This window comes from Mycobacterium sp. NGS29 (genome assembly GCF_059812965.1).
The window spans coordinates 1-14,148 of sequence record NZ_JCALDR010000037.1; the positions used below are offsets into that span (position 1 = coordinate 1).

Annotated in this window: 13 protein-coding genes, 1 tRNA gene and 1 pseudogene; 6 read left to right on the plus strand and 9 right to left on the minus strand. The window is 65.2% G+C overall.

The genetic code is table 11. The features are described from left to right. Both AC5Y5Z_RS25140 and AC5Y5Z_RS25145 read left to right on the plus strand, forming a co-directional pair. Window positions 1-524 (plus strand): annotated as a pseudogene (locus AC5Y5Z_RS25140) (hypothetical protein); the annotation flags it as partial. 184 nt (window positions 525-708) lie between these two features. Next, a complete protein-coding gene (locus AC5Y5Z_RS25145) occupies window positions 709-1,260 on the plus strand; it encodes a DUF6602 domain-containing protein (protein WP_499928203.1) in 552 nt (183 codons plus the stop codon). A 615-nt stretch (window positions 1,261-1,875) separates the two neighbouring features. Here the strand turns inward: AC5Y5Z_RS25145 and AC5Y5Z_RS25150 are convergent. From AC5Y5Z_RS25150 to AC5Y5Z_RS25160, 3 genes are all read right to left on the minus strand, one after another. Next, on the minus strand, window positions 1,876-2,370 hold the full coding sequence (locus AC5Y5Z_RS25150) for a hypothetical protein (protein WP_499928205.1): 495 nt from the start codon (window positions 2,368-2,370) through the stop codon (window positions 1,876-1,878). Window positions 2,371-2,882: 512 nt separating this feature from the next. Then, window positions 2,883-3,569, minus strand: a complete 687-nt coding sequence (locus AC5Y5Z_RS25155) for a DUF2510 domain-containing protein (protein WP_499928207.1) — start codon at window positions 3,567-3,569, stop codon at window positions 2,883-2,885. 305 nt (window positions 3,570-3,874) lie between these two features. Next, a tRNA-Asn gene (locus AC5Y5Z_RS25160) sits at window positions 3,875-3,947 on the minus strand. Window positions 3,948-4,099: 152 nt separating this feature from the next. Between AC5Y5Z_RS25160 and AC5Y5Z_RS25165 the strand changes: the two genes are divergently transcribed. Beyond that, window positions 4,100-4,372: a hypothetical protein gene (locus AC5Y5Z_RS25165; RefSeq protein WP_499928209.1), complete on the plus strand. Its 273-nt coding sequence runs from the start codon at window positions 4,100-4,102 to the stop codon at window positions 4,370-4,372. Here the strand turns inward: AC5Y5Z_RS25165 and dnaG are convergent. Together dnaG and AC5Y5Z_RS25175 are read right to left on the minus strand one after the other, a co-directional pair. After that, complete coding sequence (dnaG, locus tag AC5Y5Z_RS25170) at window positions 4,362-6,335, minus strand: DNA primase (protein WP_499928211.1); 1,974 nt, start codon at window positions 6,333-6,335, stop codon at window positions 4,362-4,364. The genes AC5Y5Z_RS25165 and dnaG overlap by 11 nt on opposite strands. A gap of 4 nt (window positions 6,336-6,339) precedes the next feature. After that, window positions 6,340-7,623: a deoxyguanosinetriphosphate triphosphohydrolase gene (locus tag AC5Y5Z_RS25175; RefSeq protein WP_499928213.1), complete on the minus strand. Its 1,284-nt coding sequence runs from the start codon at window positions 7,621-7,623 to the stop codon at window positions 6,340-6,342. A gap of 288 nt (window positions 7,624-7,911) precedes the next feature. Here AC5Y5Z_RS25175 and AC5Y5Z_RS25180 point away from each other — a divergent pair, with 288 nt between their 5' ends. Together AC5Y5Z_RS25180 and AC5Y5Z_RS25185 are read left to right on the plus strand one after the other, a co-directional pair. Continuing rightward, window positions 7,912-8,832 carry an esterase family protein gene (locus AC5Y5Z_RS25180; RefSeq protein WP_463824938.1) on the plus strand — a complete coding sequence of 307 codons (921 nt, stop codon included), beginning with the start codon at window positions 7,912-7,914 and terminating at the stop codon, window positions 8,830-8,832. Between the two features lie 101 nt (window positions 8,833-8,933). Beyond that, window positions 8,934-10,952, plus strand: a complete 2,019-nt coding sequence (locus AC5Y5Z_RS25185) for a TPM domain-containing protein (RefSeq protein ID WP_499928215.1) — start codon at window positions 8,934-8,936, stop codon at window positions 10,950-10,952. Window positions 10,953-11,063: 111 nt separating this feature from the next. Here AC5Y5Z_RS25185 and AC5Y5Z_RS25190 read toward each other — a convergent pair whose 3' ends face one another. The 3 genes from AC5Y5Z_RS25190 to AC5Y5Z_RS25200 form a co-directional block, all read right to left on the minus strand. After that, window positions 11,064-11,348 (minus strand): WXG100 family type VII secretion target, encoded by a 285-nt coding sequence (locus AC5Y5Z_RS25190; RefSeq protein WP_463824768.1) that lies wholly within the window; start codon window positions 11,346-11,348, stop codon window positions 11,064-11,066. Between the two features lie 63 nt (window positions 11,349-11,411). After that, window positions 11,412-11,708: a WXG100 family type VII secretion target gene (locus tag AC5Y5Z_RS25195; RefSeq protein WP_463824769.1), complete on the minus strand. Its 297-nt coding sequence runs from the start codon at window positions 11,706-11,708 to the stop codon at window positions 11,412-11,414. Window positions 11,709-11,837: 129 nt separating this feature from the next. Beyond that, window positions 11,838-12,167 carry a hypothetical protein gene (locus AC5Y5Z_RS25200; protein WP_463824770.1) on the minus strand — a complete coding sequence of 110 codons (330 nt, stop codon included), beginning with the start codon at window positions 12,165-12,167 and terminating at the stop codon, window positions 11,838-11,840. Between the two features lie 487 nt (window positions 12,168-12,654). On the opposite strand from AC5Y5Z_RS25200, the gene AC5Y5Z_RS25205 reads away from it, so the two are divergent. Then, window positions 12,655-13,350 carry a GAP family protein gene (locus AC5Y5Z_RS25205; protein ID WP_499928217.1) on the plus strand — a complete coding sequence of 232 codons (696 nt, stop codon included), beginning with the start codon at window positions 12,655-12,657 and terminating at the stop codon, window positions 13,348-13,350. A 96-nt stretch (window positions 13,351-13,446) separates the two neighbouring features. On the opposite strand, the gene AC5Y5Z_RS25210 is transcribed toward AC5Y5Z_RS25205, so the two are convergent. After that, the coding region (locus AC5Y5Z_RS25210; protein ID WP_499928219.1) for a PPE family protein, SVP subgroup at window positions 13,447-14,148 on the minus strand (702 nt) is incomplete at its 5' end.

A 14,148-nucleotide genomic window follows, 5' to 3' on the forward strand; every position in this document is an offset into this window, starting at 1 on the left:
TGGTGCTGCTGGGTTTGCCGGCGGTGGCGGTGCTGATTGCGGTGCGCAATCGTCGAGCGGCGCTGATCACGTTGGCTGTGGCGGTTCCGGCGGCGATGGCGGTAGCGCTCACCTTTGCCGTGACAGGCTTTTGGTGGTTCGACGGCTACACACTGGTCCAGCAGCGTTATTGGCAGGGCATCGCGATGAATCGGCCGTTCCAATACTGGGGTTGGGCCAACTTCGCCTCAGTCGTCTGCGCCGTGGGCCTCGGCAGCGTCGCCGGCTTGGGCCGGGTCTTCGACCTGCCGGCAATTCGGCGGCTATCCGGTCTGCATCTGCTGGTGCTGGCGGCACTAACCGCGATCCTGTGCGCAGATCTGAGCATGCTCAGCAAGGCCGAGACCGAACGCATCTGGCTGCCGTTCACGGTGTGGTTGACGGCGGCTCCGGCGCTGCTGCCGCGATCATCGCAGCGCTGGTGGCTGGCGCTCAACGTGATCGGCGCGCTGATGCTCAACCACTTCATCCTGACCAATTGGTAGCCGACGCTTCGCCGGGAGATGACCGCCGAAGCGGAGGAGAATACTACCCATTTACGCTAGTGAGCTTCACGCGGTAAACCCATAGGTACGTGTGCCAGTCAGTTGCCCCCATCATCCTGGCCGCTGACGGGACACCGTTGCCGACATACCTCGGAATGCCGGTGGAGTCCCGCATACTCGCGCCATGGCAGAACAGCAAAGTCACCGGCGCGGCTTCAGCCCCGCCAGTCTTCGGTTTCACCGCATCCTCGCGAACGTCGAACTGGAACTTCAAACTTCGCTGGCCAAAGCGCGTCTCGAATCGGACCACAGTTTGACGGTGGGTCAACAGGCGGAAGCGGCATTTAGAGAGACGCTCCGTCAGTATCTGCCGTCAGGATATGGGGTCGGCAACGGTCACATGTATGACGCCTTCGGCGATGGCTCGCGGCAGACCGACGTCGTCGTTACCAACCCCGACCACCCGCTGTCGTTTCCGGGAGACAAATCGGGGACTTATGTCGTAGACGGTGTGTGCGCAGCGGGAGCGGTCAAGGCTCGCTTGACTCCTAGCAAGCTCGATGACTGCATTAAGAAGGGCGCGCGATTTAAACGGCTTCGGATGACGCTCAACTCCGATGATGGTGTAACGAGCGGAAGAGAACAGGCTTATATGAAGCAAATCGGCCTGGTTCCACCATATTTCGTCATGGCTTTCGAAAGAAGATTACCCACGACACCATCCAGAATCGGTTGAACAGTGCGGGAGTGATCCCACCCCCTGCGGGTAAGTCCGTTGGCGAATACGACTGGGCGGAAACCCCACAGCCGCCGCGGGATGCAATCTGCATACTCGGGCACGGGCTCTGGCTTTACGTGCGACCGGACAACCCAATGGGCATCGACTTGGGCCTACCGCAGCCAGACGGCACCACGCAGCTCGCCGACCAGTCTATGTGGGCTTTTGTAGAAACGGACGCTCCGTTAGCTTGGACGCTTGCCTGGCTGAATGCTTCAATGCCAAGAATTCTGCGCGGGCGGTCGGTATTCGCACCTTATCTGATCCCGGCAACACGGCATGTCATGTACATCCACAATCGAGCCGACAACGCAGCGCCCAAAAAAACCGGGGGTGCGGAGGAAGCTAACCGTGCTGTTTCGCCGACTTAGGCCGACGCTGCCGGGTCGTGCAGGATCATGAGAATGAAATTCTTTTCTCCACACCTCTGCCGAACACCTCATCGAGGCCCCCCGCATTGCCAAGAACTTGCTAATACCCACACCGACACGCCGATATCAAATGAAGCCCGAAGTATGAAATACACTGCGATGTCGGCAATCTCGGCGATAAGCCAATGCAATGCGGTACTGCCTAACCTGCCCCCATCTTGTTCAACTCGGCCGCCGTCATCGAGCCCAGCGAGCCTCCAGCGGCATCGACCACATCAACCCTTTGAGCGGTTCGGCGGAGCCACACGCCTTCGTCATCGTTGAAGGCGATCGGAGTTCCAAAAAACTCGGCCAGGTTGTGGAACGGGCTCAGCTCCAAGACCACGGGCTTTGCATCGACGGTGACGGTCACTACGCCGCTGGTCACCACCACCGAGGTAACCGACTGGGCCACCATGACGCCGCTGTTGGCCCGTTCATTGATGTACGCCTCGAAAGCCTGCTTAACCTGCGCGTCGGTCGGTGCGGGCCGAGTCTCCTGGGATGTCGTTTGCGGCGCAGCGGTCGCCAACGGTGCACTGGTGGTGTCTTTTACCTTTGCCGACTCGGTACCCCCGCAGGCTGCAACGAAAGCCACTACGGCAATCACGGCCGCCAGCGCACCATGCAGCCTGCAGATTCCCGTCTTCGTATTCATTGCGCCTCCTGCAGCCTTTGCTGTCGAAGCCTGTAACTCGCTATTCCGGGTTAGCTAACATCCCGGCCATGGGGATCTTCAAGAAGGGTGTTGGGTGTGCTGTCATACTGATGGGTACCTTTTTCCTCGTAGGCAGCTGCGTCGTTGTGATGGTGGCGGTATCTAGCCAACACGACTCCTCGACGGGCACGACGCCGGGCCAGGCTGCACCGACGGACGATCACACGACGATTCCCGGCGACGGCACCCACCAGATGGGCGGGATGGACGGCAAAGATTGGGGTGTCTACCAAGCGACCGCAACAGGCAACTGCCAGTGGTCAACCGGTCTGTCGCACGCTATCGACCGGGGCTGGTCCTTGATGAGGGGACAGCCGCTCCCGGCGAGATGGTGCGGGTGAATATTCAAGCGGACGGCGACGTGAGTTCATGGGACGGCACGATCAACAGCGATCACCGCCTGGTGTTCATGACCAACGGCTGCGGAAAGTGGAAGTCCGCCGGATAAGACGTCACCGCGCAGGTCCATAACCGTACGTGTAATTCTCGGTGTCCCAGTTCATGGTGGCGTGATATTTTCTGCCGGTTGATGTGCCGTCACCGTTGTTTTTGGTTGCGACGAAGCAGTCGAACACCGTCGTCTTTGCGGTCAAGTCGTCGGTTGATCCACCTCCGACAGGCGAACACGACACCGATAACACCGGGCCGTCGAACAATCCGTCGGAAACGTGCTTTTGCGCCAACGTCTTGATCGACGCCTCGATGTCTATGACAGCTAGGGCACGCTTGGCGCGCTTGGCATCGGCATCACGACGAGCCTGATCTGCCGCCTGGGCATCAGCGGCGGCTTTGGCAGCCGCGGCCTTCGAAGACGACGCAGCACTCGCTTCGTTGCGCATCTGCGTATCGTGATTGTTCTTCCAGAAAAATCCGGTTGCGATCGTGATAAGAACGATTAGTGCCGCTACGGAAGCAACTACTATCCGTTTCCTGCCACCACGAGTTTCCGTTGCTATCGACGACGCGACACTATCCTCGGGATCCTTCGCCGTCGCGTTATCGGCGAGTGCTAGCCCGAGCTGGATGGTCGTGTGTTCGCCGCACTTGGCGCACTTGAATCGCTTTTGTGTGCTATCCGCCGGGACCCTTAACCTCGCGGCACAATGCGAGCAGAGGACCGTTTTCTTGCCTTCGGTCATCGGCTGGCCGGATTAGGCGGCAACACGGTGGTGGCGGCATACCCGACAACGGCAGTACTTCGCATGTCGGGCAGCGTAGCCGAAGGCGCAGACCGCGCGTGCCAGGTTTCAAAGTTCGCCGGAGGTACCTGCCAACGACATCCCTTGACACGCGAAGCAATTGCGGAACCGGCTTTTGGCGAGCTCGGAAGACCACATTGATAATGCCAGGCCCGCATTGTCTGACTCTCGCTACGCAGGCGCTCTTCTCAGACCCCATCCTCGCACATATATTGCACACCGGCGGTAGAAATACCCGTTGAGCGCTCCCCCGGAAGGACTCGAACCTTCAACCCTTCGGTTAACAGCCGAATGCTCTGCCAGTTGAGCTACAGGGGACTATCAGTCCAACGAACGCTGGCGCTGACCGCGGGACGACTCTAGCGTACTGGCAGGGCTGTACCCAATTAGACCCAACCGGCGCTTGCGCAGCCGTTGCCGAACAGATGAGGCAGGATGGAGCCAATGCATTTCATCTCGGAGGGATCGCTTTGATCGGGTATGTCGCCGTATTGGGGGTGGGCTACGTGCTGGGCACGAAGGCCGGACGTCGCCGCTACGAGCAGATCGCCGGCACTTACCGGGCCGTGACCAGCAGCCCCGTGACCAGATCGCTGATCGAGGGGGGCCGGCGCAAGATCGCCAACCGAATCTCCCCCGACACCGGATTCGTGACGTTGGCCGAGATCGACGCCGGGACCACCGTCGTCGAACGCAGCGCGCAGGACCTGGATCCAACGGTCGAGGCGCAACCTACGCGGTGAGGTCGTTGCCGCTGGCCTGCTCCAGCAGGCTGCGCCGGTAGGCCTCCATCGCGACCAGGTCGCCGAACAACGCGTGGTATTCGTCGCCCTGTTCGATCGGCGACATGCGCTGCAGTTTCGACTTCACCTCGGCGATCTGCCGACCCATCCACACCTCCTGCAGCCGGGCCAGTACCCCCGAGATGTAGCGCGGCAACTGCTCGTCGTCGGCGCGGATCGTCTCGACGCCCAGCTCACTGATCAGACCGGCGGTCAGGGCCGACTTGGTCTGCTGGCGCACCATGTCCAGCCATTGGCCGCCGCTGACGCCGATCGAGGTGCCGCCCGCCGTCTCGATCGCGGCCCGCACGGCGGCATAACCCGGATGCGTGAAGCTTTCGACGGTCAGGGTGTCGAACACCGGACCGGCCAGCGCCGGATACTGCAGCGCCGATTTGAGCGCCTCACGCTGCGGCCACAGCGTCGGGTCACGCGGATCGGGCCGGGCCACACCGGGATCGGCGGCCGCCGCGTCAGGGTTGGCCGCAACGGGTTCCCGCGCCGGACGCCGGGACGGCTTCGCGGCGACGGACCCGCCGCCGCTGCGGGATTTCTTGGCCTCACCCCGCACCCGGTCGATGACCTGCGCGACGTCGTCCCACCCGACCCAGCCGGCGAGCTGGCGTGCGTACTCATCGCGCAGCGTCGGGTCCTTGATCTGGCCCACCATCGGCACGCAACGACGCAGCGCGGCCACCCGGCCTTCGGCGCTGTCCAGGTCGATCTCGGCCAGTGCGGTGCGAATCGCGAACTCGAACAACGGGGTTCGCCGGGCCACCAGATCGCGCAGCGAACCGTCACCGGCCTTCAGCCGCAGGTCGCACGGGTCCATGCCGTCGGGCGCGACCGCCACGAAGGACTGGCCGGCCAGATTCTGCTCGCCGGCGAAAGCCTTGAGCGCGGCGGCCTTACCGGCGTCGTCACCGTCGAAGACGTAGATCAACTCGCCCCGGAAGAAGCTGTCGTCCATCATCAGCCGGCGCAGCATGGCCAGGTGCTCGTCGCCGAACGCGGTGCCGCAGGACGCGACCGCGGTGCTGACCCCGGCCAGGTGCATGGCCATCACGTCGGTGTAACCCTCCACCACCACCGCCTGGTGTCCCTTGGCGATATCGCGTTTGGCGAGGTCGATCCCGAACATCACCGCGGATTTCTTGTACAGCACGGTCTCGGGGGTGTTGACGTACTTGGCTTCCATCGGGTCGTCATCGAACAGCCGGCGCGCACCGAACCCGATCACCTCACCGGCCGAGCTGCGGATGGGCCACAACAGTCGCCGGTGGAACCGGTCGATGGGGCCGCGGCGCCCCTGCTTGGAGAGTCCCGCAGCTTCCAGCTCCTTGAACTCAAAACCTTTGCGCTGCAAATGCTTTGTCAGTTTGTCCCAACCCGAGGGGGCGAATCCGCAGCCGAAACGGCGGGCGGCCTCGGCGTCGAAGCTGCGCTCGGTCAGGTATTGGCGGGCCGGGGCGGCCTCGGCGGACTCCAACTCCTCGGCGTAGAACGCCGCGGCCGCCGCGTTGGCGGCGACGAGTCTGCTACGGCTGCCGCGGTCGCGTTGCACGCTGGTGGCCGGGCCGGTGTAGCTGATCGTGTGGCCGATCCGGTCTGCCAGCATCTCGACGGCTTCCACGAAGCTGACGTGCTCGATCTTCTGGATGAAGGCGTAGACGTCGCCGCCCTCGCCGCACCCGAAGCAGTGGAAGTGGCCGTGGTTGGGGCGGACGTGAAAGGACGGCGATTTCTCGTTATGAAACGGGCAGAGACCTTTGAGCGAGTCGGCACCGGCGCGCTTGAGTTGGACATAGTCGCCGACGACGTCCTCGATCGCGGCCCCGTCCCTGATGGTGGCGATGTCGCGATCGGATATTCGGGACCGACCGCCGGGACGGCCGGCGTCCCTGGAACCCGCCGGACTCGACACGGGCTCAGTGTAGGCCGTTGCCCGGACGCTTACCGGCCGTGCTGTCGATGCGTTCCAGTCGCCCCTCGGTGTAGGAGGCGATCTGATCGACGATGACCCGCAGCCGCGCCTGGTCGTCGGCCGCGGCATTGAACGCCGCGGCAAACATCGGGTCCAGGGTCTGCGGGGCGCCGGTCTGCAGCCAGTGCGCCACCCGGTGAATCCGCTCGCGCTGCCGGGCCTGAGTTTCCAGGTGGCGTGGGTCAGACATGATGAATTGCAGCGCAAGTATTTTCAGCACTGCAACCTCGGCCCGGACCAGATCCGGCACGTGCAATTCGGCCTGGTAACGCACCAGCGGCGCCGGCCCGGCCGCCGCACGGGTAGTAGCGATGGCAGCTGTGGCAAACCGTCCGACCAGCTCGCTGGTCAGCCGCTTGAGCGCGACCGCCGCCGCCAATGTGGCGTCGTACTTACCGACGGCGGCAACCACCGGCAGCCCGGACAGCCGGCGCGCGGCCTGCATCAAGTCATCGGCTCCAACCTGGGGAAACTCGTTCTCCCCCAGCTTGGCCAATCCAGCGGCTTCGTCCTCGTCGGCGAGCACCCGCAGGTCGATGCGTTCGGAGACCACACCATCTTCGACGTCGTGCACGGAGTAGGCGACATCGTCTGCCCAGTCCATGACCTGGGCCTCCAGGCAGGTGCGCCGACCCGGGGCGCCGGCGCGCGCCCAGGCGGCAGCCTCCCGGTCGTCGTCGTAGAAGCCGTACTTGCGCTCTCCGGCGCTGCGCGACCACGGATACTTCGTGACCGCGTCCAGCGCGGCGCGGGTCAAGTTCAGCCCCGCGCTACGCCCTTGTCCGTCAAGAACTTTGGGCTCCAGGCTGGTCAGGATACGGAAGTTCTGCGCGTTTCCCTCGAAACCGCCGTAGGCGTCAGCGACCTCGTTGAGCGCCCGCTCACCGTTGTGCCCGTACGGTGGGTGGCCGATGTCGTGGGCCAGACCGGCCAACTCGACGAGATCCAGATCGCAGCCCAGGCCGATCGCCATCCCCCGCCCGATCTGGGCCACCTCGAGCGAGTGGGTGAGCCGGGTGCGCGGCGTGTCGCCTTCCCGTGGCCCGACCACCTGGGTTTTGTCGGCCAGCCGGCGCAGCGCGGCGCTGTGCAGCACGCGCGCCCGGTCGCGGGCGAAGTCGGTGCGGTGCTGACCTTCGGTACCGGGCAGACCCGCACTCTTCGGCGCTTCGAGTACCCGCCGCTCGCGGTCGAAGTCGTCGTAAGGGTCGTCCCGATCTGTATTCACCGCCCCACAGTCTGCCAGCGGTCGATGTCACTTCTCCCAGCCAGCCGGATACCGGTTTAGGCAGGACGGTCAGGGGTATCAACAGGCTCACTGGGTCGGATCCAGGGTTGAAGAAAACTGGCGGGTCTCGACAGGTTTCCGGTGCGTCGTCGCCGCGATCAGACCTGATCTTCGACATTCCCCGCTCGTGCGCCCGACCGGCCCGCCCACAGTGTGCCGCCGGGCGAATCCCTTGCGCAGTTCAGGAGTGGATCAATAGTGACGAAGTACGTGCACAACAAACGTTGGATGCGCCGACTGGCAACCGCCGCGTGCGCGGCGGCCACCGTCCCGGCGTTACTCGGGGTGGTCGGCAACGAACCGGCTGCGCGGGCCGCAGCGCCCGAATTCCTGCAGGTGCCCTCCGCGGCGATGGGCCGCAACATCACCGTGGAGTTCCAGCAGGGTGGTGCCCCGGCGGTCTACCTGCTCGACGGATTGCGGGCCCGCGACGACCGCAACGGCTGGGACATCGAAACGAACGCGTTCGACGAGTACCAGGGGTCCGGTATGTCGGTGGTCATGCCGGTCGGCGGACGCTCCAGCTTTTACGCCGACTGGTACGGGTCGGCAAACGGCGCCACCTACAAATGGGAAACCTTCCTGACCAGTGAGCTACCGGCCTACCTGGCGGGCAAGGGCGTCCGCACCACGCGCAATGCCGTCGTCGGCGTCTCGATGTCCGGATCGTCGGCACTGATCCTCGCCGCCTACCATCCCAGTCAATTTGCCTATGCCAGTTCGCTTTCGGCGTACCTGACACCGTCCAGCGGCAACGGACCCACGCTGATCAAGTTCGCGATGAACGACGAAGGCGGTTTCAACCCCGAAGACATGTGGGGCCCGTCGGGCGGACCCGGGTGGCAGCGGCACGATCCCACCGTTCAGGCCGGGCGACTGGCCGGCAACAACACCCGCCTGTGGGTGTACAGCGGCAACGGAACACCCTCGGAACTGGGGCAGAACAGCCTCCCGGGCCAGGTCATCGAGCAGGTCGTACTGCAGAGCAACGTCGACTTCAAGAACGCCTATACCGCCGCCGGCGGACGCAACGCCACCTTCAACATCGACGGCAGCGGTGTCCATGGCTGGAGCTATTGGAACGCACAGTTGGTCGCGATGAAATCCGACATGCAGCGGACGCTGGGAGCCGGTGGCGGGCAGGCCTGACTGCTGCGCGGCCGGGATGGGGTGCGGGCCCTGCGCGGACCGCACCCCGTCCACGGGGCCGCAATGGTCGAAATGACGGTCGCCGGAGCTAAGTTAGCGCTATGCGCATTGTTCGCCTGCTGGGCGTGATCCTGACCATCGTCACCGTCGGCCTGACCGGCGGGCTGCTGGCAGCGCCGCAGGCGCAGGCGCAGCCACCGTTCCGGTTGCCGGGCTACGTCACCGACAACGCGGGCGCGCTGTCGGAGTCCGGTCGGGCCGCGGTGACGGCGGCGACCATCAAGCTCTACGGCGAACGGCGCATCCGGTTGTGGGTGGTCTATGTCGACACCTTCTCCGGGCTGGACAGTCAGACGTGGGCCGAGCAGACCTTCCGGGCCAGCGATCTGCACAGCAGCGACGCGTTGCTGGCGGTGGCCACCACCGACCGTGCGTACGCCTTCCTGGCGCGCAGCGGCTTGCCGGGCGTCAGCGCCCGACGGGTCGACGACCTGCGCCGCAACCAGATCGAACCGGCGCTGCACAACAGCGACTGGAGTGGGGCGGCGGTGGCCGCCGCGGACGGACTCAACAAGCCACCGAAGTCGACGTGGTCACCGCAGTTGCTCATCACGCTGGCGGCCATCGTCGCGGCCATCGGGGTGCTGCTGCTGATCCTGTTGCTGGTGATGCGCCGGCGTGCGCGGCGGCGCCGGGCCGATGCCCTGGCGGCGGCGCGACGGGTGGATCCCACCGATGCGACCGCGCTGGCCGCGGTCCCGTTGGACATCCTCGATGAGCTGTCCCGCTCGAAGGTGGTGGAAGTCGACAATGCGGTACGCACCAGTTCCAACGAGCTCGCACTGGCCATCGAGGAATTCGGCGAACAACGCACCGCACCGTTCACCCAGGCCGTGAACAACGCCAAAGCTGCACTGGCGCAAGCATTCACGGTGCGCCACCAACTCGACGACAGTATCCCCGAGACGCCTGCACAACGACGTGAACTGCTCACCCGGGTGATCGTCGCCGCGGCCGCCGCGGACCGTGAGTTGGAGTCCCAGACCGAAGCCTTCGAGCAGTTGCGTGATCTGGTGATCAACGCGTCGTCGCGGCTGGATACGTTGACCCAGGTGTATGTGGAACTGACCAGCCGGGTGGAGCCCGCCACCCAGCACCTGGCCGAGTTGCACAAAGAATTCGGTGCCGCGGCGCTGGCTTCGGTTTCGGCCAACGTGGACACCGCCAGAGATCGGCTGGAGTTCGCCGACCGCAACATCGCCACGGCCCGCCAATTGGCCGGCCACGCGATGAGCGGCCAGCAGACGCGACTGGCGGATTCGGTGCGCAGCGCCGAATCCGCGCTGGGACAAGCGCGTTCGCTACTCGATGCGGTGGACAGCGCAGCCGACGACATCCGGTATGCCGTCGACAACTTGCCGTCGTTGCTGTCTGACATCCAGACCGGCATCCGGCGCGCCAACGAGCTGCTGCAGAAGGCGCCGGGCAACAACGCAGCGCACACCGGTGAGCTCATCGCTGCGCGCGACGCCGCCGCCAGGGCGGTGGACAGTGCGGGCGGCCCGGCAGGGGTGCGAGGCACGTCGGACCCGCTGAGTACTTTCGCGCGGCTCACCAAGGCCGACGCCGAACTCGACCGGCTGGTGGCCACGGTGTCCCAGGAGCAGGCGAACACCGAACGCCTCCGGCACTCGCTGGAGCAGGCGCTGTTCACCGCGGAATCCCGGGTACACGCGGTATCGGAGTACATCGACACCCGGCGCGGCAGCATCGGGCCCGAGGCAAGGACTCGGCTCGCGGAAGCCAGGCGCCAACTCGAGGCCGCTCAGCAGCGAAAGTCGTCGAACCTCAACGATGCGATCGCTTACGCCAACGGTGCCTCGACCCGGGCAGCCGAGGCGCAGGCACTGGCCAACGCCGACGTGCAGGCGGCCCAGCGCGCCTTCACCCGGCGCAACGACAGCGACACCGGCGCGGTACTGGGTGGCATCATCATCGGCGATCTGCTCAGCGGTGGCATGCGGGGCGGATTCGGCGGTTGGAGCCCGACATCCTTCGGCGGGTCGGGCTCTTCGGGATCATCCGGCGGCGGCTTCCTGGGTGGCGGCGGCCGGTTCTGAGCAGAAAGAACTGCGCACGCCCACTCGCGTTACCGCGAGCAAGCGTGCGCAGTCAGTGGCCGTGGCGGGCGCAACGCCCAGCGGTGCGCCGCCCCGAACCGGGAACTTCTCTCAGGCCCAGCTGGACCCGACGGCGCTGTCAGTCTGCGCCATGTTGTTGCCGGCACTCTGGACCTTCTGGCCGTGAGTGTTGGCCTGCTCGTAGATCACCTGGAAGTTGCGGCCCAACTGGGCGATGAACTCCTGGCAAGCTACCGAACCGGCGCCGCCCCAGAAGTCACCGGCAGCCAGCACATCGCGAACGATGGCCTGGTGCTCGGCCTCCAAGTTGGCAGCCTGGGCGCGAATGAGAGCGCCGTGCGCGTCGACATCGCCGAACTGGTAATTGATTGTCATTGAACCTGTTCTCCTTGGTCTGTGAATGTTGTTGGGATGCAGCGGCTTTCGCCGCCGTCAGAGTTAGCTGCTCAGGATCTGCTGCGAAGCCTGTTCTTGCTGCTCGTAGTTGTTCGCGTCGCGAACCAACCCGTCGCGCACCCCGTGCAACATGTTCACGATGTTGCGGAAAGCGGTGTTCATCTGACCCATGGTGTCCAGCGAGGTGGCCGAGGCCAGACCGCTCCAGCCCGCACCCGCGATGTTCTGCGAGGACGCGTACATGCGACGGGCCTCGTCCTCGACGGTCTGGGCGTGGGTCTCGAAACGACCCGCCATGGCCCGCATTGCGTGCGGGTCGGTCATAAAGCGAGTTGCCATGTTGCTTTTCTCCTTATTGGTTGTGGAAGTGTTTTCGGATTTCCAGTGTTCGATCGATGTGATTACTGGCTTCGTGACGTCCCGAAGCCGTCAATCACCCGTAGCCAACGACAGTCTTGACCCCTTCTCTCATCCGGCTGCCGGCGAATGCGGGACCACGCTGCTACCGCGTGGCATCTCGAAACGTGGTTCGGCGTTCTCCGCTTCCCACTGTTTCCACTCACCCCACTCATCCCACTCGTCGTTAGTTGGTTCGATCGGTTCCGGATCGACCGCACCAGGCACCACGACGACGTCTTCGACACCAGCTTCGGAGTCCTTCGACCAGTGGTCGTAGTCATCCGGCGGGACAGCGGTACCCCAGCTCAGCGGAACTGACAATCCGCCTAGCATGCCCGACTCGCCCCGCTTCGCCGCCACAGAGTCGGGCGGCAGGGGCGGACCCAGAGGCAGAAGCACGCTGTCTCCTTCCAATGACTTCCAAACTGATGTCAACACACGCACTCAATGGCAAGCACAACCACCAAGCTCTCGAATCTTAAGACAATCCACGCTGCTATACCCCTAAAATCTCGGAATAATTTTTGGCGCAGCGTGCACTTTCCGGCCTTGCTGCCGACCGGTGCGCCGCCCCGGGCCGGTGGCCCCCGCCCGGGCCTCTGCTAAGCCGGCCCACCGTGTCCGTCGGGGGCGGCCGTCGGAAAAAACTTAGTCAATCCCACATTCCTGATCGATTTCTCAAAGAGCTGGTCGGCGACTGCAATTCGGGCCGCGGGTCCCCCAGTCCAACGTGGTCAGCGGCGTGGTCGCGCCTCAGTCGCTGCGCCGTGTTTCTCAGCGCTACGCCAGGAATGACCGAGCGGCCGGCCCAGTCCTGGGCAGCGGGAAAATCACTGCCGGCGAACGAGTTCCGCTACCCCGGCAGCCGGTTGTAACGTCCTTCGAGATGTGGTGCACGGTGCTGGTGTTAGCTCTTGTGGCGACCGCCGATCCGGTTCGGATCGCGGTCAGCGCGGCGCTTTCGGCGCGTCCCCGCGCCGTTGGCCCCCTGGTCGCGTTCTGGCTCGGCGGTGTCGCGATCAGCGCCACCATGGCGGTCGGGGTGTTGTTCGGATTGCGCGATCGCACAGTCGCCGTCGTGCACCGGCTGCAGATCGCCACTGCCACTTCCACCGCCGGACACGTTCAGGTGGCAATGGGCGCCGTGGCCTTACTGATTGCAGCGACCGCGGTTGGCCTGGCGTCGCGGCGTTCGCGGTTGCCGATGACGGCACCCCGACCCACGCCCTTCGCCAGGTGGTCGTCCCGCGCCCGCTGCGCCTTGCTCGCCCGGCCGGTTGCGGTGGCGTTCGCCCTGGGGGTTGGGATGCTGATCGACTTTCGGTTGCTTGCCGCGCTCACCGCGATCGTCGCCTCAGACGCCGCGGCAGGCATCCAGCTCGGCGCTGCCGGGTTGTACACCCTGGTGGCGTTGGCCTTCGTCGAACTCCCCCTGATCGGTCGGCTGGCGGCACCCGCCAAGACCGATCAGGTGATGTCGGCGGTGACCCGGTGGGCAGCAGCCCGCCGGCAACAGCTCTTCGGAGTCGTCATCGCACTGCTGGGCGCGTTCCTGCTGAGCCGCGGATTGGCCTACCGCTGAATAAGCTTGCACCACATGCGATCTGACCCCTGAGCTGACAAAGGCGCGGACGACGCAGATCCCCCGATGCGTCACCCGCGCCTTTGACGTCGTTGGTTATCCGACTCCGGTCCGCGGGATCACGCTGGGCCGGTTCTGCACCACGTGCGGACTCGCCCCGCCGCGGCCCATCATGCCGCCGGGCATGCCTTGTCCAGCGCCACCGCCACCCATGGGCATCGGCATCATCGGCATGCCGCCGCCTGCAGCACCGGCACCGGCACCGGCGGCCTGAGCCATCTCCGCGGCGTTCATCCCGACACCCGACATCGCCGAGCTGGCCATGCCCTTGGGCACCGACCCCTGCCAGGTCGGCGGCACCGACATCGCACCCACCAGGCGCGCATTGCCCAGGCCGGCCGCCATCCCGGCGCCCAATCCAGCGCCACCACCGGCACCCAGGCCCTTCATTGGATTGACGTCGCTGGCCAGCGCCGGCATGGCGCCCAGATCGGCCGCTGTCGTCGCACCCGCCAAACCTGCGGTTCCGGCGCCGGCAGTCTGTCCCAGCTGCATCATCGGACCGATCAACATGCTGGCCGGCATCGCCCCCGCCTGCACCACCGACATCGCCATGTCCAGTGGCACCGCGGCCGCCGCCGACTGCACGCCCGCAACCAGGGCGGGCGCCGCCGCGGCGACGCCTTCGGCCACCGGGCTCAGCGCGGCCGTGGCCGACGAAGCCAATCCCGCAACATGCCCGTTGACCGTCGTGACCAATCCGGCCAAGTCAAGCGGCGGCGCACTGAACGGGGTCAG

Coding starts and splice junctions, on each gene's coding strand:
- AC5Y5Z_RS25145 (WP_499928203.1), top strand. CDS start 709: ATGGCAGAACAGCAAAGTCACCGGCGCGGCTTCAGCCCCGCCAGTCTT.
- AC5Y5Z_RS25150 (WP_499928205.1), bottom strand. CDS start 2,370: ATGAATACGAAGACGGGAATCTGCAGGCTGCATGGTGCGCTGGCGGCC.
- AC5Y5Z_RS25155 (WP_499928207.1), bottom strand. CDS start 3,569: ATGACCGAAGGCAAGAAAACGGTCCTCTGCTCGCATTGTGCCGCGAGG.
- AC5Y5Z_RS25180 (WP_463824938.1), top strand. CDS start 7,912: ATGCGCCGACTGGCAACCGCCGCGTGCGCGGCGGCCACCGTCCCGGCG.
- AC5Y5Z_RS25185 (WP_499928215.1), top strand. CDS start 8,934: ATGCGCATTGTTCGCCTGCTGGGCGTGATCCTGACCATCGTCACCGTC.
- AC5Y5Z_RS25190 (WP_463824768.1), bottom strand. CDS start 11,348: ATGACAATCAATTACCAGTTCGGCGATGTCGACGCGCACGGCGCTCTC.
- AC5Y5Z_RS25195 (WP_463824769.1), bottom strand. CDS start 11,708: ATGGCAACTCGCTTTATGACCGACCCGCACGCAATGCGGGCCATGGCG.
- AC5Y5Z_RS25205 (WP_499928217.1), top strand. CDS start 12,655: ATGTGGTGCACGGTGCTGGTGTTAGCTCTTGTGGCGACCGCCGATCCG.